The following is a 19912-nucleotide window of genomic DNA, read 5'->3' on the forward strand; positions in this document are numbered from 1 at the left end:
ACGCGACAGGGTGTATCAATTGGTAAGACCGATCGACCGGATCGCAAGACGCCCGCGGCGCGTCGAGCCTATGACTAGGCACAACGCCGGCGGGCGTCGAGCCCATGATCACGCAAGACACCGGCGGGCGTCGAGCCCATGATCACGCCAGACGCTCTCGAAGCGTCGAGCCAACGATCACGCACAACGCGCAGCACCCCATCACCGGCCCGACCCACAATGCCGCTTCGCCGAGAACTCCCCGGGCACTCATCTGGGCCACCAGGTCAACCGGCACGAGACAGGTCCAGCCCGCCCAGGCAGCTACCGCGGCCCGCTGGGGCCATGCCAGCTTGGTCCGCACGAGAACCAGGGCCACGACGAGCGCTACCGCGCCCTGGCCCGCGAACTGGGCCGGAAGCCCGATGGCCATCGCCAGGCAGACGTACACCAGGGCCGCGCGGATCCGGCCGGCCCGCACCTGCGCAGCCGCGCTGAGTAGGCCGCCCATCGCCAGCAGTCCCCCCAGGATCCAGCCAGCCAGCCCGGCTCGTGCCCCGAGGCTGGGATCGAGCCCGGTGCCGACCCCGGCAGCGCCGCGCCGGATGAGCCACCAGTAGTCATTGGTGGCCCAGGGCAGCGCAAACAGGGCGCACAGCGTGATGAACAGCGCGACGCCCAGGGCCACCAGGCCCCGGTACGCTGCCTGGAATCGCTGCTGGGGAGCACGGACCAGCCGGACCAGGCGCCGCCAGCCCCTCGGCAAGCCCCCTGCGATGAGCGCCACGATCGCCACCAGCGGCCCAATCCAGACCGCCGCCGCGAGGCCCACAGCCACTGCGCCGCGACCGGTGGCCGGCCGCCGCGGCCACAGACCCGCCACGAGCAGGCAGACCATGAGCAGGTCGAGAGTCCCCTGGCCCACCGCCACCCGTGCGGGCGCGGTACCGGCCATCACGAGGGCCGATACCAGGGTCAGTTTCCAGCCCGAGAGCCCCGCACAGCGATGCACCAGCCATGTGAGGGCTCCCGCCGAGAGGGCGAGGAAGAGCAGCTGCCAGCCGAACCAGGAGCCCAATGACATGACGGTTGCCGCCCCGGCCCCTACGGAGCTGAGCGGGAAGAGCATGGCGCTCGAGGGATCGGGGCTCAGGTAGATCTGCTGAAAGGAGACGATCTGGTGCCCGCTGAACCACATGGCCCGGGCATAGGGCATCGTCGGATTCCAGGGCGACACCGTGCCACCGGGGGCCAGACGGGGTGCCATCGCGACAGCAATGAGCCAGCTGGGCAGCGCCGGGACGACGGACCGCAGGGCAGCAATGAGCCGTTGCGCGTGGATTGTCGCTGAGGACCGCCGCGGTCGGGAGAGCACCGGCTCCACAGCGGTGCCCGGGCTCGCGCTCAAAGACGCACCGGGAAGCCGGCTCGGGCGAGTTCCTGCTTCACCTCGGCAATGGTGAGCTGACCGTAGTGGAAGACACTGGCGGCGAGGACGGCGTCGGCACCGGCACGGACCGCCTCGACGAAGTCGGAGGGCCTGCCCGCTCCGCCGGAGGCGATGAGCGGGACGTTCACGACCTCGCGTACCGCGCTGATCATCTCGAGATCGAAGCCCTGCTCGGTGCCGTCCGCGTCCATGGAGTTGAGCAGCACCTCGCCGCAGCCGCGTGCCACCGCCTGCTGGACCCACTCCAAGGCGTCCAGGCCGGCTGAGCGCGTGCCACCGTGGGTGGTCACGCCGAATCCCGAGGGCATCGCAGGCTCGCGTCGGGCATCGAGGCTGAGCACAAGCACCTGGTTGCCGAAGCGCTCGGTGATCTCGCCGATCGCCTCGGGGCGGGCAATCGCACCGGTGTTGATGCCCACCTTGTCGGCGCCACAGCGCAGCAGCGCGTCCACGTCGTCGACTCCCCGCACGCCACCGCCGACGGTGAGCGGGATGAACACCGTGGACGCACAGCGCGTCACCATCCCGCGAGTGGTCTCACGGCCCTGGGTGCTGGCCGAAATGTCCAGGAAGGTCAGCTCATCGGCTCCCAGCTCGCCGTACCGGCCCGCCAGTTCGACCGGGTCCCCGGCGTCGCGCAGCTTCGTGAAGTTGACCCCCTTCACGACCCGGCCGTCCGTCACGTCGAGACACGGGATGACCCGGATCGCCACACTCATGGCGGACACCCTATCTCGCCGGGGTGCAATGATCGGAGGTGACGAATGACAGCATCGGTCCCAAAGGAGCAGACATGAAATTCCGCTATCTCGGCGACTCCGGTCTCAAGATCAGCGAGATCACCTATGGGAACTGGCTCACCCATGGCGACCAGATCGAGAACGACACGGCCACCGCCTGCGTGCATGCCGCGCTGGACGCAGGGATCACCACCTTCGACACTGCGGACGTCTACGCGAACACGAAGGCGGAGAGCGTGCTCGGACAGGCACTGGCCGGTCAGCGGCGTGAGTCGCTCGAGATCTTCACGAAGGTCTACTGGCCGACCGGCCCGAGGGGGCACAACGACTGTGGCCTGTCGCGCAAGCACATCCTGGAGTCGATCAATGGTTCCCTCACCCGGCTGCGCACCGACTACGTGGATCTCTACCAGGCCCACCGTTATGACACCGAGACTCCCCTGGAGGAGACGCTGCTGGCCTTCGCCGACGTGGTGCGCGCCGGGAAGGCCCTCTACATCGGCGTAAGCGAGTGGACGGCCGAGCAGATCCGCGCCGCCAAGCCCATCGCCGACGAACTCCACGTCCCGCTGGTGAGCAACCAGCCGCGCTACAACATGGTGTGGCGGGTCATCGAGGATCGCGTCATCCCCACCTGCAAGGAGCTGGGCTTGTCGCAGATCGTCTGGTCACCGATTGCCGAGGGGGTACTCACCGGAAAGTACCGCCCCGGCCAGCCGGTGCCCGCCGGTTCCCGGGCGGCCTCCAAGGTCGGCACCGGGCTGGCGCAGCGACTCAGCTCGGACCAGACGCTGCTCGAGCGCGTGCAGCGGTTGCGCCCGATAGCCGAGGGCCTGGACCTCACGCTGGCCCAGCTGGCAGTGGCCTGGGTGCTGCACAACGACAATGTCGCGGCGGCCCTGGTGGGTGCCTCGCGACCCGAGCAGATCGCGAGCAATGCGAAGGCCTCGGGAGTCGAGCTGCCGGCCGAGGCCCTGGCGAAGATCGACGAGGTGCTGGGCGACTCGATCATCCGCGACCCGGAGTTGACGGCCGCGAACGCTCCCTCATCGCGTCCCTGCTGAGTAGCCGCGGTGGGCCGGACGACTGCTCCGCCGGGAAACTGCCTGGCGGCTCAGTCGTCCGGTCCGAGGCTGACATCGACGATGCCGCGCCGGATCATGGTGACCAATGACCGTGCTGCCGGACCGAGCTTCGCCGCGCCGATCCCGTCAAGGCCCGGTGCAGCCCCGATCTGGCCTGCCAGGTCGATGACCTGACGGATCCAGCGGACGAAGTCGCCGGCCAGGAATCCGGTCTGCGAGAGCACGGTGGCCAGATCGGCGCCGTGGGCCCACAGCCACACGGCCTGGGAAAAACCGGTGTCCAGGTCGCGGCCGCGCTCGACACGGTGGTCGCGCTCCACCATCCCGACATCGCGCCAGACGCCGCGCAATGCCTGATAGGCCCGTTCGCTTGCTTCATCGGGCATCTGCGCGGGGCCCGGACCGGTGGCACGGGACTCGTAGAGCAGGCTGGCCAGCACGGCACCCAGCGCCGGGCCGGTCAGTTCGCCGAAGACCCCACGGCGGATCGCCTCGACCGTCACGAGATCGAGTTCTGTGTAGATCCTGGTGAGCACGAGACCGGGGACGGGGAGTTCCCTGCCACCGCGCGGATCCAGATAGCCCAGTGCATCAAGGACGGCGCAGGTGCGGTCGAAGCGGGCAGCCACCGAATTGGCGCGGGCCGCTCCCCGTGCCCGGCTGTGCTGCTGCTCCCTCTCCAGGCGCAGGGCCTGCTCGGCCAGGCGGGCATGGCTCTCGCGCTCGGGGCAGCTATGACAGGGGTGGACCAGCAGCGCTGCGCGCAGGGCATCGAGCTGGGCGCTGATCTGCTCGTCCAGGGGCACCGAGGGCGCTGGGCCCACCGATTCGTCGAGACTGGCCACGCGCGCGTCGAAGGCACGGGCCAGCGTGCGTCGGTCGGTCGCGGAGTGCACGGTGAACCGCTTGGGGATCCTCACCCTGCTGACCACCTGCGGCGGGCCGGTCAGCTCCGCGGGGACGATCCGCACCAGCTGGTGCTTCTCGTCCATGACGAGCGGGTGGACCTCGCGCGCTCCCGGGACGCCAGCCTGGACGACCACCATCCAGCCGCGGTGCCTGCCCCCGCCCACCCGGCACAGATCGCCGGGTTCGAGTCTCTCGAGAGCATCGAGGACGCCAGCCCGCCGATCCTGGCGCCGCAGCCGCGCGCGCTCGTCCTCCAACTCGCCGATCTGCTCGCGCAGCCGTGCATACTCGGCGAAATCCCCGCGATCGCATCGGGCCTGCTCCCACAGCTGGTCGGCCCTGGCCTGCACCGCGCTGCCCTGCCGGGCCAGCGCCACGACCTGCCGGTCGGCCTGGAACTGGGCGAAGCTCTGCTCCAGCAGTCCCCTGGCCTTCGACCTTCCCACCGTGTGCACGAGGTTGACGGCCATGTTGTAGTTCGTCGAGAAGCTCGAGCGCAGCGGGTAGGTGCGTCGGCTCGCCAGCCCGGCCACTGCGCGGGGATCCATGCCGGGCTGCCACAGCACGACGGCGTGGCCCTCGGAGTCGATCCCGCGCCGTCCCGCGCGCCCCGTGAGCTGGGTGAACTCCCCGGGCGTGATGTCGGCATTGCTTTCGCCGTTGTACTTGACGAGGCGCTCGATCACCACGGTACGGGCCGGCATGTTGATGCCAAGCGCCAGGGTCTCGGTCGCGAACACCACCTTGATGAGGCCCGCCGTGAAGCCCTCCTCGACGATTGCCTTGAAGGTGGGCAGCAGGCCCGCGTGGTGGGCGGCGACTCCACGGGTGAGCGCTTCGACGAAGCTGTGCCAGCCCAGGATGCGCCGTTCCTCCGCGCTGAGCGCCGCCGCATGTCGCTCGGCGATCTCGCGCAGTTGGGCCGCCTGGGGTCGTGAGGTGAGCCTGACATCCGAATTGAGGAGTTGCCGGACGGCCCCGTCGCAGCCCTTGCGGCTGAAGATGAAGAAGATTGCCGGCAGCAGCCCGGCGCGGCTCAGCGCGTGCACGGTGCCTGCGCGAGTCGGTGTGAGGCGAGGGCCCTCCGCGTGGCGCTGGGTGAAGTGCCCCGATGCCGCTCCACCGAACTGTCCCGAGCCGAAGGTCACGGTCCGTCTGCCACGGCCGTTGCGTCCTCGGGGCCGTCTGGAATCGTCGCGCTGGGCGCGAGCCTCCTGTTTGGCCAACTGCATGAGCGCAGGATTGACCCGCGCCCGGTCGTCGCCGAACAGGTCGAGCAGTTCGTGACCCGCCATGACGTGCTGGTAGAGCGGAACCGGACGGTTCTCCCAGACAATGACGTCGACATTGCCACGGACGGTGTCCAGCCAGTCCCCGAACTCCTCGGCATTGCTCACGGTCGCCGACAGCGCGACGATCTGTACCGAGTCCGCGAGGCCGAGAATGACCTCTTCCCACACGGCGCCGCGGAAGCGGTCGGACAGATAGTGCACCTCGTCGAGCACGACATAGCCGAGCGTGCCGAGCCCGCGTGAACCGGCGTAGATCATATTGCGCAGCACCTCGGTGGTCATCACCACCACCGGGGCGTCGCCATTGATGGCCATGTCCCCGGTGAGCAGCCCGACATTGCCCGAGCCATGGCGTTCGACGAGGTCGTGATATTTCTGATTGCTCAGGGCCTTGATCGGCGTCGTGTAGAAGCAGCGCCGGCCCTCGCTGAGGGCGCAGTAGCAGGCGTACTCCCCAACCACGGTCTTGCCCGAGCCGGTCGGTGCAGCGACCAGGACACCGTGACCCGCATCGATGTCGGCACATGCCTCCAGCTGGAAGGGATCGAAGCGGAAACCGTATCCCGCAGCAAATCCGGTCAACCGTACACTCATGACGGGCGGTTCAGGGCTCACCCCACCAGCCTAGTGAGGCCCGACGCGAGCACCTCGCGTCCTCACCGCCCCGAGCCGGCAGCCTTGCGCGGGGCCGAGGCGACGATGATCTCCACACAGCCCGGGTCGACACCGAGGTCGAGCGCCGCCGGTCCCAGTGTCTCCCCATCGGCGGTGGCGCACGGCCAGTCGCCGTCGAGGTGCACCGAACGGACCCGGTAGGTCTCCGCTTCGTCGATGCGGGTGAAGTTGCCTGAGTACAGCTGCGGGAAGAGACGGACCAGCGTGCGCAGGCCGACCGGCCGCACCAGTGTCACGTCGAGCAGCCCATCGGTCGGGTCGGCCTGCGGGCAGATCCTGATTCCTCCGCCGATGTATCCGGCATTGCCCACGGCGACGATCATGGCCTCGACCTCGCGCACCGGTCCCGAATCCAGCCGGATCGCGTAGTGGCGGGGATGGAAGCGGCGGGCCTGTGAGAACACCGCCCAGGCGTACGAGAGCTTGCCCAAGTCGAACGCCGAGTCGTTGACGCGCAGATTGACCTCGGCATCGTATCCGGTGGAGACCACCGAGCCGACCCTCTTCTCGTGGCGGTCCCCGGCCAGCGCACCGCGTGCCACGAGCAGGTCGATGCGTCGGGTGTGGCCTGCGATGAGAGCTGCCACCGCGTGGTCGGGCCGTCTCGGGGCGCCCACTCCGCGGACGAAGTCGTTGCCGGTACCCACCGGTATCACGGCCAGCTGGGTGCTGCTCCCTGCGCACGCGTTGAACCCCACACTGGCCGTTCCGTCCCCGCCCACCACGCACAGCACATCGGGCCGGCGCCCTGCCTCACGGGGATACTCACCCTTCTCGACGGCCTCCTGGGCGAGCGCCCGGGCATCGGCGGGACTGGTGGAAACGACCACCCGCAGCTGGGAATCCGGCAGCGCGGCAGCCACTCGGCGCGCGATACGGGGAGCCATGAGATGCGCCACCCCATGGCCTGCCGCCGGATTCACGAGGAGCGTCACTCGGGCAGGATCGGATGTGCCCATCGCGGCGTTCAGTCGTCGGTCTCGCGCGCCGCCGCCCGGCGCTTGTCGGCCCGCCGGCAGATGATCTCGGCGATGACATAGAGCAGGGACATCGGGATGGCCAGCACCGACATCGAGATCGGATCCGTGGACGGCGTGGCCACTGCGGCGAACAGGAAGCACAGGAAGATGGCGACGGTACGGAACTTGGCCAGCCCGGCTCCAGTGACGATGCCGAAGGAGTTCAGCGTCACGAGGACGACGGGCAGCAGGAAGCTGACGCCGAAGACCAGCAGCAGGGTCAACTCGAAGGTGAGGAACTGGTTGGCGTCGTTCAGGTTGAGCACGCCGGGAGGATTGAACTGCAGGAGGACAGCAAAGCCCTTGGGGGCGATCCAGTAACCAAGAAGCACGCCCGCCAGGAACAACGGAATTGCCGAGAGCAGGAAGCGCATGGCGGCACGCTTCTCGGTGGCGATGAGACCTGGTGCGATGAAGGCCCACACCTGGTAGAGCCAGATCGGGCAGGAGAGGATGAATCCCGCGATGATGGGCACCTTCATGAACAGCGAAAACCCGCCGGTGAGATTCGCCGTGGTGATCTCCACCTGGGCACCCGGTGAGGTCGCCTTGTACATGGCGATGGCCTGCTCGATGGGCGCGAACGCGATTGCCATGAGCTGGTTGAAGAAGATGAAGCACACGAGCGCGACCATGAGGACGGCAACCATCGAGACGATGACGCGATAGCGCAACTCCCTGAGGTGGTCGATGAGCTCCATCGACCCGTCTTCGCCGATCTCGGGAGGCCTGAGCATCGCAGGCAGGATGTGAAGACGTCTGCGATGATGCTTGGCCGGTCCCGGGGTCGGCGTCTCCCCGTTGACGGTGGTCGCCATGATGGCCGGTTTCAGGAGTTCTGGCCAGGATCGACGATCTCACCGTCGACGATCTGCTGCGGACGGCTGTACTGCTGAGAATTCTGCTGATAGGTCGGCGCCTGGTAAGGCTGCTGAGCGGTCGGCTGGGCCGAAGGCTGGTAGGGCTGTTGGACCGGCGGCTGGTAAGGAGCCTGAGGGATCTGCTGGGGGGCAGCCGTCTGGGGCGCCCCGGGCTGCGGCGCCGGTGCGGCAGCGTTCTCGGTGGAGATGCCCTTCTTCTTCTTGTCCTCAGCGCTCAGATCGTGAGTCTCCTCCCTGAACTCACGAATCGCCTTGCCGGTGGCCTTGCCGAGGCCGGCCAACTTCGATCCACCGAACAGCAGTACGGCGATCAACAGAACGATCAGCAGTTCTTGCCAACCCAAGCCCATCTCAAACTCCCTCTGACGGTGTCAGGAACCTGACCACGCATGACAAAACTTGATTGCACGACAAAACTTGATTTTCCACCGCGAGCCTACAGGGCCTACGAAGCACCATTGCCGACCACGTCTGCGGTCGGACGGGACTCCGGCCAGCTTCAAGCCTACTCGTTGCCGGCCAACAGCGCGTACTGCTGAAGCGCCTCGCCAGCGAGCCGACGGGCCTCGTCGGCCGCGGATGCGGGCTCGATTCGAAGGACACCGGCGCCCAGCCGCAGCAGCAGGGCAGCAACCCAGCCGGGCGAACCCACCCGGAAGCGGGCCCGCACCACGACATCCTGGCTGCCCTCGGCACCTGGCAGCACGTCGAGCGCGGTGGTCGGATAGTACTCTGCCGCCCACTGGGCCGCCGGCGCCAGGTCAAGTGTGACCTCCGGGGCAGATTCGTCGAGCCACTGGCGGTCGGCCGGCGGTTCACCGTGCTCACCGACGGGCTCATCGGTGAGCTGGACAGCGGCGATCCGCTCCAGCCGGTAGAGCCGCCAGCCACCCGATGCCCCCTCGTCGCCCGGGGACGCAGCATCGGCGAGGGCCCAGGCGTGCAGATAGGCGACGCCCCGGCGTATCTCGATGCTGTGCGGGTCGACCCGAGGATGAGTCGTTTCGTCGCGGGAGGCGCTGTCGTATTCCAGGACGAGACGACGACCCGTCTCGATGGCCTCGCGCACGCGCTCGCGGACCGTGGCGCTGCCGGATGCCAGCTGAATGCCCACCCGTTCGGCCGGCGCCTCGGGGACGAGGCCCCGCAGCTTGTCGGCCGCTCGGCGGGCTGCGTCGGCGAGCGGCCCGGTGGCGACCTCCTGGACGGCCCTGAGCGCGACGAGCAGGCTCGTCGCCTCGTCGGGAGTGAACCGCATCGGCCGGGACAGATAATCGGCGTTCGCCAGCCGGATCACACCCTCCTCGCGGACCGCGTCCATGTCGATCTCGATGAGATCGTCGGGCAGCCCCCCTGGCAGCCCGCACATCCACAGCATGTGCAGGTCCTTGATGAGTTGGGCTTGAGAAATGTTGAAGGCCCGCGCCACCGTGCTGACGCTCGAATCCTGGTGGACGCGCAGATAGGGCACCTCGGCGAGCAGCCGACGAAAGTCCCGTTGGCTCCTCATGAGCCGCTCCCGGTGGCGCCAGCGCCGCTCGATCGCACGGCCTCCAGCTGAGCGATCACCTGCTCGCGCAACTGCAAGGGTTCAAGGACGAGAGCGTCAGGCCCCGCAGCGGCGATCTCGGCAGCGAAACCCATCGACGAGCTGAAGGGCACGCGGTAGCAGCGGAAACCCTCCGGCAGATGCCGCTCGCACGCCACCTCCTCACCCGACCTTCGGATCCGGGGGAGTTTGGCCCCTCGGACGGCGATGAGCGCACAGGCATCGGGGCGCCCGGGTTCCAGGCCGCGCGCGCACGCAGCAAGTTCGGTCTCGCTGGGCGCCGGGTATCCGTTCGCGGGACCCACCACACGGGGCACCTCGTCCATGCGCCCCAGCTTGAAGACACGCGGCGCGTCCCGGTCGAGATCGCGTCCGAGCAGATACCAGCTGCCGCGCCGCCAGCGCACGCTCCACGGCTGGACCCGGCGCACCCCGGCGTGGCGATAGCCGAAGCTGATCTCGCGGTGCTGCAAGGTGGCCTGCCAGCAGACATCGAAGGCGGGTTCGTCGGCGTTGATGTGCGGGGCCAGCGCCTCGATGCGCTCGGTGTCGGGTTCGACCCCGGCGGCTCGCAGCGTGGTGATGGCGGCCACGGCCTGGCCCGCGACGCTGGCCTGCTGCCAGGCGCCGGCGGCCAGTCCCAGGGCTGAGAGCTCCTCGTCGTCGAAGCGCACCGCCGGAAGCTCGAAGGCCGCCCGGCGGATGCGATAGCCCTGCTCGCCGTCCAGGGACAGGTCTTGCGTGTCCACCTCGATGGGGACACCGGCCGCGCGCAGTTCGTCCTTGTCCCGTTCGAACTGGCGGTTGAATGCCTGGTCGCTGAGATTCTCGTAGCCGATGACAACGCTGCGAAGGCGCTGCTTGGTGAGCGGGTGGGGCGCCGAGAGCAGGGCGATGGTGAGATTGAGCAGTCTTTCGGTCGTGCGGGGGGCCACAATCGCGACGCTACCAGCGAAGGCCACGCGGCGCGGCCGCCGTCCCGCACCCATGGCGCCCGCGCGTGTCACCATGGATGGCGTGCAGGATGCTGGGACAGGCGAGGACCGGGAACAGACCCACCCGAACCGTGCGGAGCCCGTGGAGGAACGAGGTCCACAGCGGGGCGCCGGCCGGTTCGCCCCCTCCCCCACCTCCGAGCTCCACCTCGGCAATCTCCGCACGGCCCTGCTGGCCTGGCTGTTCGCCCGGGCCGAGGGCCTGCGTTTCGTCGTACGCATCGAAGATCTCGACCGCGAGCGGGTCAGGGCGGCGCCGCACGTTGCCGATCACCAGCTGCGCGATCTGGCAGAACTCGGGCTCGACTGGGACGGCGAGGTGGTGCGGCAGAGCGAGCGCGTCGACCTGTACCGCGAGTGCGCGGGAACACTGGCCGGCTACGAGTGCTTCTGCACCCGTCGCGAGATAGCCCAGGCCTCCAGCGCCCCCCACGACGGTCAGCGCGCCTATCCTGGCACATGCTCGCAGCTGTCCGAGCAGCAGCGCGCGGTGCTGCGCGCCAGCCGGCACCCAGCCTGGCGGGTGAGGGCGAACGGCGCGCAGTTCACGATTCACGACCGCTTCGCCCAGACCTTCAGCACAAGGGTGGACGACTTCGTCCTGTTCCGCAATGATGGCCAGCCGTCCTACAACCTTGCGGTCGTCGTCGACGACGCGGCGCAGGGCGTCACGCAGGTGACCAGGGGCGCCGACCTGCTCAGCTCGTCGCCCCGGCAGGCCTGGCTGACCAACAGGCTCGGCGCCCCGATACCTGAGTATGCCCATGTGGGCCTGGTGCGCGACAGCACGGGACGTCGGCTGGCCAAACGCACGCGCGATCTGGATCTGCGGGCCATGCACGACCTTGGCATGGCCACCGCGCAGGTGGTACGGCTGTTGTGCGCCTCCGCCGGGCTACCGGTCTGCTCGACCCCACGAGAGCTCCTCGACGCCGTGCGCGGCACTGACATGCTCCAGCGCGCCGGACTTGCTCAGGACTGGATCCTCGGTCCCGATGCATTGCCAGCCGGTGCACTCGCCCAGCCGGTGCACTCGCCATGACAGGCTGGGCGCCCCGAGCCGGGGCGCTCAGGACGCAGGCTGGGTGAACAGGATGTCGACGACGAAGACCAGCGTCTTGCCGGGTGCGATGCTCGGGGTGGCGTTGCCTGCCGGGTAGGCCAGCGAGCCCGGCACGACGAGCAGCACGCGGCTGCCGACGGTCTGATTCACGAGCCCCTTCTGCCAGCCCTCGATGGTGCCGGTGAGCGCACCGGTCTGCGGCGCCGGTTTGCCGTCAGCGTAGGTGGTGCCGATCACCCGGCCGCTTCCCCACTCGACGCCGAGATAGTTGACGGTGACCGTATCGCCGGCGGAGACCTTCTTGCCGGTGCCCGCGATGAGCGGCTGGACCACGAGATCGGTCGGCTCCTTGGCGTCGGGCGGGAAGGAGATCGCGGGGTTGTTGATGTCTCCGCTCACGGTGGGCAGGCCTGCCGGAGGCGTCACAGGGCTGCCGGCGGGCTGCGTCAGCTGGACGGACACGATGTCGACGACGAACACGAGCGTGTCCCCCACATTGATTCCCGCCGAGGCAGCCCCGCCGGCCGAGTCGTAGCCGTCCGGACCGCTCACCGCGAGGAGCACCCGGTCGCCGACATGCTTCCCGTCAAGGCCCTTCGAGAACCCGGCGATCACCTGGCTGAGACCGAATGAGGTTGTCTTGCCGCGGCTGAAGCTGGAATCGAAGGTTGCGCCGGTGCGGGCATCGATGCCCAGATAGTTGACCTCCACAGTCGAGGAGCTGGTGACCACTGCCCCAGTGCCTGGCGTGATGACCTTGCTCATCGTCTCCTTGACCGCCAGAGGCCATTCGGCGCTCACCGTGGGGGCCGCCCCGGGGGCGCCACTGACCGTGATGGCATCCAGCGAGGAGATGATCCTTGGCGCGACACTGGCGCTGGCCGTCGAGCTGGCAGTGGCAGTGGAACTAGGGCTGGCCGTGGCCTGGGCTCGCGCGGAGCTGTTCTTGCTGCAGCCCGCCGCCGCGATCAACACCACCGGAATGAGCATTGCCCCCACCACAGCGCGTGACCGCGAACTGTGGGAACGGGGACCGACCGGGAGCTTTCGCGAGGAGTTCAGACGCACGGGCTCATGGTATCCGAAAGACCTCGACGCACAGGACGGGCCGCATGACTCACAGCTTGACCATGTCGAGCAATGCGCCGAGTTCCTCACTCGTCAGTTCCCTGGTCTGACCGGCCTGCAAAGTGCCCAGCCGCACCGGTCCGATCGCGATCCTCGCCAGCTTGCGCACCGGATGGCCCACGGTGTCCATCATGCGGCGCACGATACGGTTGCGCCCCGAGTGCAAGGTGATCTGCACCAGGGAGTGCTCGGGTCCGCGCGAGACCAGCTTGACGCGGTCCGCCTTGATGGGGCCATCCTCCAAGGTGACGCCCTTCTCGAGACGGCGCAGCGTGCGGTTCTCGACCAGGCCCTCGGCGTCCACCAGATAGGTCTTCGGCACCTGGTAGCTGGGATGGCTGAGGCGATGGGCGAACTCACCGTCGTTGGTGAGAATGATGAGGCCGTCCGTGTCGGTGTCCAGGCGCCCGACGTGGTAGACCCGCTGATGACGGGGCACGTACTCGGCGAGCGTCGGACGGTCGAGCGGATCCTCCATGGTCGACACGACACCACGGGGTTTGTTGAGCAGCAGATAGACGTGTCGGCGCGGAGGCGGGATGCGGGCGCCGTCCACGCGGATCGTGGCATGCTCGGGGTCGACGCGGGTGCCGAGTTCGGTGACAATGCGACCGTTCACCTCGACACGGCCCTCGACGATGAGCTCCTCGCTGGCGCGCCGGGAGGCCACCCCGGCCTGGGCAAGCACTTTCTGCAGGCGCACACCCTGCGCGTCCGGCTCGTCAGTTCTCGTCATCACGGTTCCCCCTGTGGTCATCTGCCTGCCCCTCGCGCGGTGGCCGGGCCAGCTGCGCGAGCTCCGCCTCCAGCGCGCTCGCGTCGGGCAGCAGCGGTGCGATGTCGGGAAGCTCGGACAGGCTGTTCAAGCCTAGTCGGGCGAGGAAATGGTCGGTGGTCACGAGCAGGCCGGCGCCGGTGTGCTCGTCGCTGCCCTGTTCGTCGATGAGGCCGCGGCGCAGCAGGGTGCGCACCACGGCGTCCACCGCGACCCCGCGCACGGCAGACACCCTGGCGCGGGCGACCGGCTGGAGATAGGCGATGACAGCCAGGGTCTCCATCGCAGCCTGGCTCAGGCGGTTCTGCCCGCCAGAGCGTACCCAGTTCGCAATCCGGTCGTGGAATTCGGGTCGGGTTGCATAGCTCCACCCCCCGGCGACCGTGCGCAGCTGGAAGCCCCGCCCACCCCGCCGGTATTCCTCGACCAGGCCAGCCAGTGCCGCTTCGACGGCGCCTGGGCTCGATCCACTGGCCTGGGCCAGGGTGGCGGCGTCGAGGGGCTCCTCGGCCATGAGCAGCAGGCATTCGAGCAGCGGTGCCAGATCGTCTCCACCGGTATCGGTGTCGTCTCCCGGAGTCGACTGTGCTGGATCGCGGCGCGGATCGTCGAGGGAATGGTCGCTCATTGTGGCTCCTCATGGGCTGAGTCATCGCCGGGGGCGGGGCTGTTGACGGGCCGGTCGAACTCATCGCCGATCTCCACGCTCCCGTCTGCCTGCCCGGTCCAGCGGATGGTGAGATCACCGAGCGGGGTCAGCTGTTCGAACGCGACGGCTGCACGGCGGAATAGTTCGAGCAGGGCCAGGAAGCGCGCGACGACGGTCATCCGGTCGACGCCGCCGGTGAGGGCTCGGAAGGTGAGCGTCCCGGCATACCGCAGCCGGGCGCCGATGATCTGGGCCTGCTCCTGCACGTTCACGGTGGCGAGATGCAACTGCTCGACGGGCATCTGCTCCGGCTCTGCCGGGGTCAGGGCACGGGCCGCCAGGACTGCCAGCCGCTGGGCGCCCCCGGGCAGCGTCACCTCGGGCACCAGCCCGCGGAACTGCTCCTCCAGACCGCGGCGGATCGTGATGACGCGCTCCTCTCGCCTCATCGCCTCGCCGAACAGCGCGGAGATCTGCTTGAAGGCCCGGTACTGCAGGAGCCTGGCGAAGAGCAGGTCCCTGGCTTCCAGCAGCGCGAGGTCCTCGGGATCCTCGACCTCGCCGCGGGGCAGCAGCCGCGCTGCCTTGAGGTCGAGGAGGGTGGCTGCCACCACGAGGAAGCTGCTTGTCCGGTCCAGGTCCCAGTCCTTGCCCAGGGCGCTCAGATGCTCGATGAACTCGTCGGTGACGCGCGAGAGCGCGAGTTCGGTGATGTCGAGCTTGTGGCGTCCGATGAGCTGCAGGAGCAGGTCGAAGGGGCCGTCGAAATTGTCGAGGCGCACGTGGAATGCGCTGTGGCTCGCGTCCGGGGCATCGCGCGCACCGGCGGGATCAGCCAACGCCATCCTGCTCGTGCAGCCGGTGCACGATCTGTGCCTGCTCGCCCAGTTCGTCCAGTTCGGCCACCGCCTGGGCGATGGCTGCCCGAACGACGCGCCCCCGGTCTGCGCTGATCCCGTGGCGGGCACGCAGGCTGAGCCGGGCCCGTTCGAGTCCGAGCAATTCGTCACCGGACAGGTACACCGTGATCTTCTCGTCGTGGCGTACCCGCCCGCTGGGCTGGGGCCGCCCTGCTGCTGATGCGGCCTCGTGCTCGTGACGCGGCTGCGCATCCGAATCGGGCTGGCGGCTCGCCGCGGCACCGGTCGTCGTAGGCGCAGAGGGGTGGTGGGCCAGGGGCTCGACGGTGGAACGGAAGAGCTCCTGCGCGCCGGGAAGCCTCACCTTTCGTGGCATCGGACGAGCACCTCTTTCGCGAGACTCCGGTAGGCCGCGGCGCCGTCGGAGCTCGGCGCATAGGTGGTGATCGGTTCCCCCGAGACGGTGGTCTCCGGGAAGCGGATGGTGCGCCGGATGACCGTGTGGAAGACCTCGTCGCCGAAGACCTCGAGGACACGGGCGAAGACCTCACGGGTGTGCAGGGTCCTCCCGTCGAACATGGTGGCAAGCACGCCGAGCAGGCGAAGCCCCGGGTTGAGGCGATCGGTGACCTTGTTGATCGTGTCGGTGAGCAAGGCCACGCCACGCAACGCGAAGTACTCGCACTCCAGCGGAATGATCACCTCGTCGCAGGCGGTCAGCGCGTTGACGGTGAGCAGGCCGAGCGAGGGTGCGCAATCGATGAGGATGAAGTCATAGCGGTCGCGCACCGGGTCGAGAATGCGCTTGAGGGTCTGTTCGCGGGCCACCTCGCTGACCAGCTGCACCTCGGCGGCCGACAGGTCGATATTGGCCGGCAAGAGGTCGAGGCCGGGCACCGAGGTGGAGATCACGACATCGTCGAAGGTGGTGTCGCGGGCCAGCAGTAGGTTGTAGATGCTCAGGTCCAGGGTGTGGGGGTGCACTCCCAAGCCCAGTGAGGCCGAGCCCTGGGGATCGAAGTCGACGAGCAGCACCTTGCGATCGAGCTCGGCGAGCGCGGCCCCGAGATTGATCGCCGTGGTCGTCTTGCCGACGCCACCCTTCTGGTTGCACAGCGCAACGACGATCGCCGCGCTGGGCCCATCCCCGCGCGGCGGCACGACCAGCGTGGGGAAAACCCGTCCGGTGGCGTCGAGCTGGTCCCCATCGGCCTGTGTCGGGCTGGCCTGTCCACCAGGGTCGTGGTGCATCGTCATGTGCTGCTCCTCGTCGGTTGCTCCGCCAAGCCTAGCCATCGACGGTCCCCGCCCATGGCGTGGCGGGTCTCGCGCCGGCTCAGCCGCGCGCACGTGAATGGGCGGGGCTCAGCCGCGCGCTCTGGGATGGGCGGCGGCATAGACCTCGCGCAGATGCTGGGCGGTCACCTCGGTATAGATCTGGGTGGTGGTCACCGAGGCATGTCCAAGCAGTTCCTGGACGACACGCACATCGGCTCCGCCATCGAGCAGGTGGGTGGCGAAGGAGTGCCGCAGGCTGTGGGGGCCCAGTGGCCCGGGGATGCCCGCTGCCAGTGCGCGGCTTTGGAGGATCTCCCAGGCGCTCTGCCGGCTCAGCGGGGCGCCACGGGTGTTGAGGAACAACGCCGCGGTGAAGGCGCGCGATCGGGTGGCCCAGGCGGGGCGGCCGCGCACCAGCCACGCCTCGACGGCTGCTGCGGCGTAGCTGCCCAAGGGCACCATGCGCTGCTTGTTGCCCTTGCCGGTGACCCGCAACCCGGGTCGTGGGTCGGCGAGCACCCGGGTGAGGTCATCGACGTCGAGGGCGAGCAGCTCACTGATCCGCGCCCCCGTGCCGTAGAGCATCTCCAGGAGGGCAGCGTCGCGCAGACCTCGGGGGCTGTCGCGCTCGACCCCATCGAGCAGCCGGGTGACCTCCTCGACGCTCAGCGCCTTGGGCAGATGCCTGCCGGTGCGCGGGGGGTGCAGCTCGGTGCCGGGGTCGGTTGCGGACAGTCCCTCCTGCGCGGCGAAGGCGTGCAATCGACGGATGGCGACCAGCGCCCGGGCAATGCTCGACGCCGCGAGCGCCTGGTGGTCCTCGTCCCCGGCAGCCAGCCAGCGCTCGTAGCGGTGCAGGTCGGCAGGCTCGACCTGGCCCAGCGAACCGATGGCCCTGGCACGCAGCCAGCCGACATAGCGGTCCAAGTCCCTGCGGTAGGCACGGATCGTGTTGTCCGCGAGCCCCCGCTCCACCCGCAGATGGGCGAGGAAATCCCCGACCGCGTCGCCCAGCGCGTCGCTGCGGGCTGTGTGGTCACGGCCAGGCGGGTGCCCGAGGGCCGAGTGCTCAGCCGCGCGCATCCAGCTCTCGGTTCCGGACCCGGAACTGCTCGCGCGCCGGCCACGGCGCGTCCCCCGGACGCAAGGAATCGATCCTGCCCTGGGCGCGCGCCAGCGCGAGGGCCAGCGTGCCGGTGACCATATTCGGGTTCTGCACGCGCCCGGCATATGCCAGGTCGACGAGCTCGTCGAGCGCAATCCACTGGAGTCCCATGTCGGACTCCTCGGCCTCAACGAGGAAACCGTCGGGCCGGCCGACGTGGTGCAGTCCACGGGCCAGGAAGACCCTCAGGCTCTCCTGGAGCCCGCCCGGTGAACTGAAGAAGTCGACCAGCACCCGCCAGTCATCGGCGCCGAGCATGGCCTCCTCGGCCAGCTCACGTTTCGCCGCGCCGAGGGCCGACTCGCCGACGACGTCGAGGATGCCAGCCGGTGGTTCGAGCAGCCGCATCGCGACGGGATGCCGGTACTGGTACACAACGGCGACCCGGTCGTGGTCGTCGACAGCCATGATCGACACTGCGCCAGGATGGGTGACCCACTGGCGGACCATTGTGGTGCCGTCGGGCACACGCACCTCGTCCTCGACGAAATCGCTGATCGCACCGTGCGCCGCAATCCGGTGGCTCAGGATCGGCCAGCTCTCGGGACGATCGGCCGGGGCACTCATTCGGCCTCGCCGAGGGCGCCGCGGTGCACCGCGGTCCGGCGGGTGGTGCGCTTGGCAGGGCTCGTGGTGGCCCGGGGACGGCGCCGGGCAGGCTTCTTGGTCCGCTCCTCCACCGGCTTGTGAGTGGCTCGGTAGCGCTCGATGGCCGCTTCGACGAGCCCGCGGAACAGCGGATTGGCGGCAGTGGGTCGCGAGGTGAACTCCGGATGTGCCTGAGTGGCCACGAAGAAGGGGTGCACATCGGCGGGAAGCTCGATGTACTCCACGAGATTGTGGTCCGGCGACTGTCCGCTGAACACCAGCCCGGCCCGCTCCAGGGGCTCGCGATAGGCATTGTTCACCTCATAGCGGTGACGATGCCGTTCGGTGACCTTCGTCCGGCCGTACAGGCCTGCCACGATGCTTCCGCGCTTGAGCTCGGCCGGATAGGCCCCCAGCCGCATCGAACCGCCCATGTCCCCCTGTCCAGAGACGATGGAACGCTGCTCGGCCATCGTCGCGATGACTGGATTGGCCGAATCCGGGTCGAACTCGCTCGACGCGGCGTCGGGGATGCCGGCGAGATCGCGGGCCACCTCGATGACCATGCACTGCAGTCCGAGGCACAGCCCAAGGGTGGGAACCTGATGCTCACGGGCGTAGCGGATGGCACCCAGCTTGCCCTCGACGCCGCGGATACCGAAGCCACCGGGGACGACAATGCCATCCACGTCCCCCAGCTGCTCAGCGGCACCCTCAGGGGTCTCGCAGTCGTCGGACTTGACCCAGCGCACCCGCACCCGGGCCCAGTTCGCAAAACCTCCCGCCCGAATCGCCTCGACGACGCTGAGATAGGCATCAGGCAGGTCGATGTACTTGCCCACAAGCGCCACGGTCACCTCCTCGCGGGGCCGTTCCACCCTGTCGAGAAGGTCATTCCAGCTCGTCCAGTCGACATCGTGGAAGGGCAGATTGAGCACGCGCACGACATAGGCGTCCAGGCCCTCGTGGTGGAGGATCTTGGGGATGGCGTAGATGCTCGACGCGTCGGGGCAGGCCACCACGCCTTCCTCGTCGACATCGCAGGAGAAGGCAATCTTGCGCTTGATGGAGGTGGGCAGGTCCATCGCGGAGCGGCAGACCAGCGCATCGGGCTGGATTCCGACGCTGCGCAGCGCGGCCACCGAGTGTTGGGTGGGCTTGGTCTTCAGCTCGTGCGAGGGACCGATATAGGGCACGAGCGAGACGTGGATGTAGAAGGTGTTGTCGCGTCCGATGTCGCGGCGGATCTCCCGGGCGGCCTCCAGGAAGGGCTGCGATTCGATGTCGCCCACGGTGCCGCCGATCTCGTGGATCACCACATCGTCGCCGGGTTCGGCGACATCGATCATGCGCGCCTTGATCTCGTCGGTGATGTGCGGGATCACCTGCACGCACTCGCCGAGGAAGTCGCCGCGGCGCTCCTTCGCGATGACCGCGGAGTACACCTGTCCGGTCGTCACATTGGCGCGGGCGGTGAGATTGCGGCCCAGGAATCGCTCGTAGTGGCCGATGTCCAGGTCTGTCTCGGCACCGTCCTCGGTGACGAAGACCTCGCCGTGCTGGAACGGGTTCATTGTTCCGGGATCGACGTTGAGATAGGGATCGAGCTTCTGCATGGTCACGCGCAGGCCGCGCGACACGAGAAGGCTACCCAGGCTCGAGGCCGTCAGCCCCTTGCCGAGAGAGGAGGCGACGCCTCCGGTGACGAATATGTGCTTGGTCTGCTTGGCGTTCCCCACGGGCCTCCAGCATAGGGGACGCATGGCCTGTGCTGCACCACTGACAAGCCGCAGCGGCCCCGAGCCTCGGCGAGACTGCCTGGTCCAGCGCCC

General features: G+C 68.6%; 18 protein-coding genes and 1 pseudogene. 2 read left to right on the forward strand and 17 right to left on the reverse strand.

The features are described 5' to 3' along the window. Nucleotides 1-142: 142 nt before the first annotated feature. On the reverse strand, nt 143-1387 hold the full coding sequence (locus tag BMX93_RS03385) for a hypothetical protein (RefSeq protein ID WP_091967939.1): 1245 nt from the start codon (nt 1385-1387) through the stop codon (nt 143-145). Then, entirely contained in the window at nt 1384-2148 is a 765-nt protein-coding gene (gene hisF / locus BMX93_RS03390; protein ID WP_091968050.1) for an imidazole glycerol phosphate synthase subunit HisF, read from the reverse strand. Before hisF ends, BMX93_RS03385 begins: the two co-directional genes overlap by 4 nt. Nucleotides 2149-2222: 74 nt before the next feature. On the opposite strand from hisF, the gene BMX93_RS03395 reads away from it, so the two are divergent. Then, complete coding sequence (locus tag BMX93_RS03395) at nt 2223-3233, forward strand: aldo/keto reductase family protein (RefSeq protein ID WP_091967942.1); 1011 nt, start codon at nt 2223-2225, stop codon at nt 3231-3233. Between the two features lie 50 nt (nt 3234-3283). Here the strand turns inward: BMX93_RS03395 and BMX93_RS03400 are convergent, their stop codons facing one another. From BMX93_RS03400 to BMX93_RS03425, 6 genes and pseudogenes are all read right to left on the reverse strand, one after another. Beyond that, a complete protein-coding gene (locus BMX93_RS03400) occupies nt 3284-6049 on the reverse strand; it encodes a DEAD/DEAH box helicase (protein ID WP_091967946.1) in 2766 nt (921 codons plus the stop codon). 62 nt (nt 6050-6111) lie between these two features. Beyond that, nucleotides 6112-7065, reverse strand: coding sequence for a diacylglycerol/lipid kinase family protein (locus BMX93_RS03405; protein ID WP_177170043.1), 954 nt, complete (start codon nt 7063-7065; stop codon nt 6112-6114). Between the two features lie 32 nt (nt 7066-7097). Then, a complete protein-coding gene (tatC, locus tag BMX93_RS03410; RefSeq protein ID WP_091968053.1) occupies nt 7098-7886 on the reverse strand; it encodes a twin-arginine translocase subunit TatC in 789 nt (262 codons plus the stop codon). Between the two features lie 359 nt (nt 7887-8245). Further along, nucleotides 8246-8380: pseudogene (tatA, locus tag BMX93_RS13580) on the reverse strand (twin-arginine translocase TatA/TatE family subunit); the annotation flags it as partial. A 155-nt stretch (nt 8381-8535) separates the two neighbouring features. After that, nucleotides 8536-9540: a helix-turn-helix transcriptional regulator gene (locus BMX93_RS03420; protein ID WP_091967956.1), complete on the reverse strand. Its 1005-nt coding sequence runs from the start codon at nt 9538-9540 to the stop codon at nt 8536-8538. After that, the gene (locus tag BMX93_RS03425) at nt 9537-10514 is read right to left on the reverse strand and encodes a helix-turn-helix transcriptional regulator (protein ID WP_091968056.1); all 978 of its coding nucleotides are present in this window, start codon (nt 10512-10514) and stop codon (nt 9537-9539) included. Before BMX93_RS03425 ends, BMX93_RS03420 begins: the two co-directional genes overlap by 4 nt. An 82-nt stretch (nt 10515-10596) precedes the next feature. On the opposite strand from BMX93_RS03425, the gene gluQRS reads away from it, so the two are divergent. Continuing rightward, on the forward strand, nt 10597-11616 hold the full coding sequence (gluQRS, locus tag BMX93_RS03430) for a tRNA glutamyl-Q(34) synthetase GluQRS (protein WP_245725707.1): 1020 nt from the start codon (nt 10597-10599) through the stop codon (nt 11614-11616). A gap of 27 nt (nt 11617-11643) precedes the next feature. Here the strand turns inward: gluQRS and BMX93_RS03435 are convergent, their stop codons facing one another. The 9 genes from BMX93_RS03435 to BMX93_RS03470 form a co-directional block, all read right to left on the reverse strand. Continuing rightward, on the reverse strand, nt 11644-12627 hold the full coding sequence (locus BMX93_RS03435) for an FKBP-type peptidyl-prolyl cis-trans isomerase (protein WP_091968062.1): 984 nt from the start codon (nt 12625-12627) through the stop codon (nt 11644-11646). Nucleotides 12628-12754: 127 nt separating this feature from the next. Further along, complete coding sequence (locus BMX93_RS03440) at nt 12755-13501, reverse strand: pseudouridine synthase (protein WP_091967959.1); 747 nt, start codon at nt 13499-13501, stop codon at nt 12755-12757. Then, the gene (gene scpB, locus BMX93_RS03445) at nt 13488-14168 is read right to left on the reverse strand and encodes an SMC-Scp complex subunit ScpB (protein WP_091967962.1); all 681 of its coding nucleotides are present in this window, start codon (nt 14166-14168) and stop codon (nt 13488-13490) included. Before scpB ends, BMX93_RS03440 begins: the two co-directional genes overlap by 14 nt. After that, on the reverse strand, nt 14165-15034 hold the full coding sequence (locus BMX93_RS03450) for a segregation and condensation protein A (protein ID WP_177170044.1): 870 nt from the start codon (nt 15032-15034) through the stop codon (nt 14165-14167). The genes scpB and BMX93_RS03450 overlap by 4 nt, the downstream gene beginning before the upstream one ends. Then, a complete protein-coding gene (locus tag BMX93_RS12840) occupies nt 15021-15425 on the reverse strand; it encodes a hypothetical protein (RefSeq protein ID WP_177170045.1) in 405 nt (134 codons plus the stop codon). Before BMX93_RS12840 ends, BMX93_RS03450 begins: the two co-directional genes overlap by 14 nt. Beyond that, complete coding sequence (locus tag BMX93_RS03455) at nt 15410-16306, reverse strand: ParA family protein (protein ID WP_091967969.1); 897 nt, start codon at nt 16304-16306, stop codon at nt 15410-15412. The genes BMX93_RS12840 and BMX93_RS03455 overlap by 16 nt, the downstream gene beginning before the upstream one ends. Before the next feature lie 108 nt (nt 16307-16414). Further along, the gene (gene xerD, locus BMX93_RS03460; RefSeq protein ID WP_091967972.1) at nt 16415-17410 is read right to left on the reverse strand and encodes a site-specific tyrosine recombinase XerD; all 996 of its coding nucleotides are present in this window, start codon (nt 17408-17410) and stop codon (nt 16415-16417) included. Then, nucleotides 17397-18059, reverse strand: coding sequence for an NUDIX domain-containing protein (locus BMX93_RS03465; RefSeq protein WP_091967974.1), 663 nt, complete (start codon nt 18057-18059; stop codon nt 17397-17399). Before BMX93_RS03465 ends, xerD begins: the two co-directional genes overlap by 14 nt. After that, complete coding sequence (locus BMX93_RS03470; protein ID WP_245725709.1) at nt 18056-19819, reverse strand: CTP synthase; 1764 nt, start codon at nt 19817-19819, stop codon at nt 18056-18058. Before BMX93_RS03470 ends, BMX93_RS03465 begins: the two co-directional genes overlap by 4 nt. Nucleotides 19820-19912 lie beyond the last annotated feature (93 nt).

The sequence above is a fragment of the Propionibacterium cyclohexanicum genome, assembly GCF_900111365.1.
GTDB lineage: Bacteria > Actinomycetota > Actinomycetes > Propionibacteriales > Propionibacteriaceae > Propionibacterium > Propionibacterium cyclohexanicum.

What these genes read in the sequence shown, in the direction of transcription:
- BMX93_RS03440 (WP_091967959.1), bottom strand. Translation starts at nt 13,501, where the DNA reads ATGACGAGAACTGACGAGCCGGACGCGCAGGGTGTGCGCCTGCAGAAA.
- BMX93_RS03435 (WP_091968062.1), bottom strand. Translation starts at nt 12,627, where the DNA reads ATGCTCATTCCGGTGGTGTTGATCGCGGCGGCGGGCTGCAGCAAGAAC.
- BMX93_RS03465 (WP_091967974.1), bottom strand. Translation starts at nt 18,059, where the DNA reads ATGAGTGCCCCGGCCGATCGTCCCGAGAGCTGGCCGATCCTGAGCCAC.
- hisF (WP_091968050.1), bottom strand. Translation starts at nt 2,148, where the DNA reads ATGAGTGTGGCGATCCGGGTCATCCCGTGTCTCGACGTGACGGACGGC.
- xerD (WP_091967972.1), bottom strand. Translation starts at nt 17,410, where the DNA reads ATGCGCGCGGCTGAGCACTCGGCCCTCGGGCACCCGCCTGGCCGTGAC.
- tatC (WP_091968053.1), bottom strand. Translation starts at nt 7,886, where the DNA reads ATGCTCAGGCCTCCCGAGATCGGCGAAGACGGGTCGATGGAGCTCATC.
- BMX93_RS03400 (WP_091967946.1), bottom strand. Translation starts at nt 6,049, where the DNA reads ATGAGTGTACGGTTGACCGGATTTGCTGCGGGATACGGTTTCCGCTTC.
- BMX93_RS03455 (WP_091967969.1), bottom strand. Translation starts at nt 16,306, where the DNA reads ATGACGATGCACCACGACCCTGGTGGACAGGCCAGCCCGACACAGGCC.
- scpB (WP_091967962.1), bottom strand. Translation starts at nt 14,168, where the DNA reads ATGAGCGACCATTCCCTCGACGATCCGCGCCGCGATCCAGCACAGTCG.
- BMX93_RS03450 (WP_177170044.1), bottom strand. Translation starts at nt 15,034, where the DNA reads ATGGCGTTGGCTGATCCCGCCGGTGCGCGCGATGCCCCGGACGCGAGC.
- BMX93_RS03420 (WP_091967956.1), bottom strand. Translation starts at nt 9,540, where the DNA reads ATGAGGAGCCAACGGGACTTTCGTCGGCTGCTCGCCGAGGTGCCCTAT.
- BMX93_RS03395 (WP_091967942.1), top strand. Translation starts at nt 2,223, where the DNA reads ATGAAATTCCGCTATCTCGGCGACTCCGGTCTCAAGATCAGCGAGATC.
- BMX93_RS12840 (WP_177170045.1), bottom strand. Translation starts at nt 15,425, where the DNA reads ATGCCACGAAAGGTGAGGCTTCCCGGCGCGCAGGAGCTCTTCCGTTCC.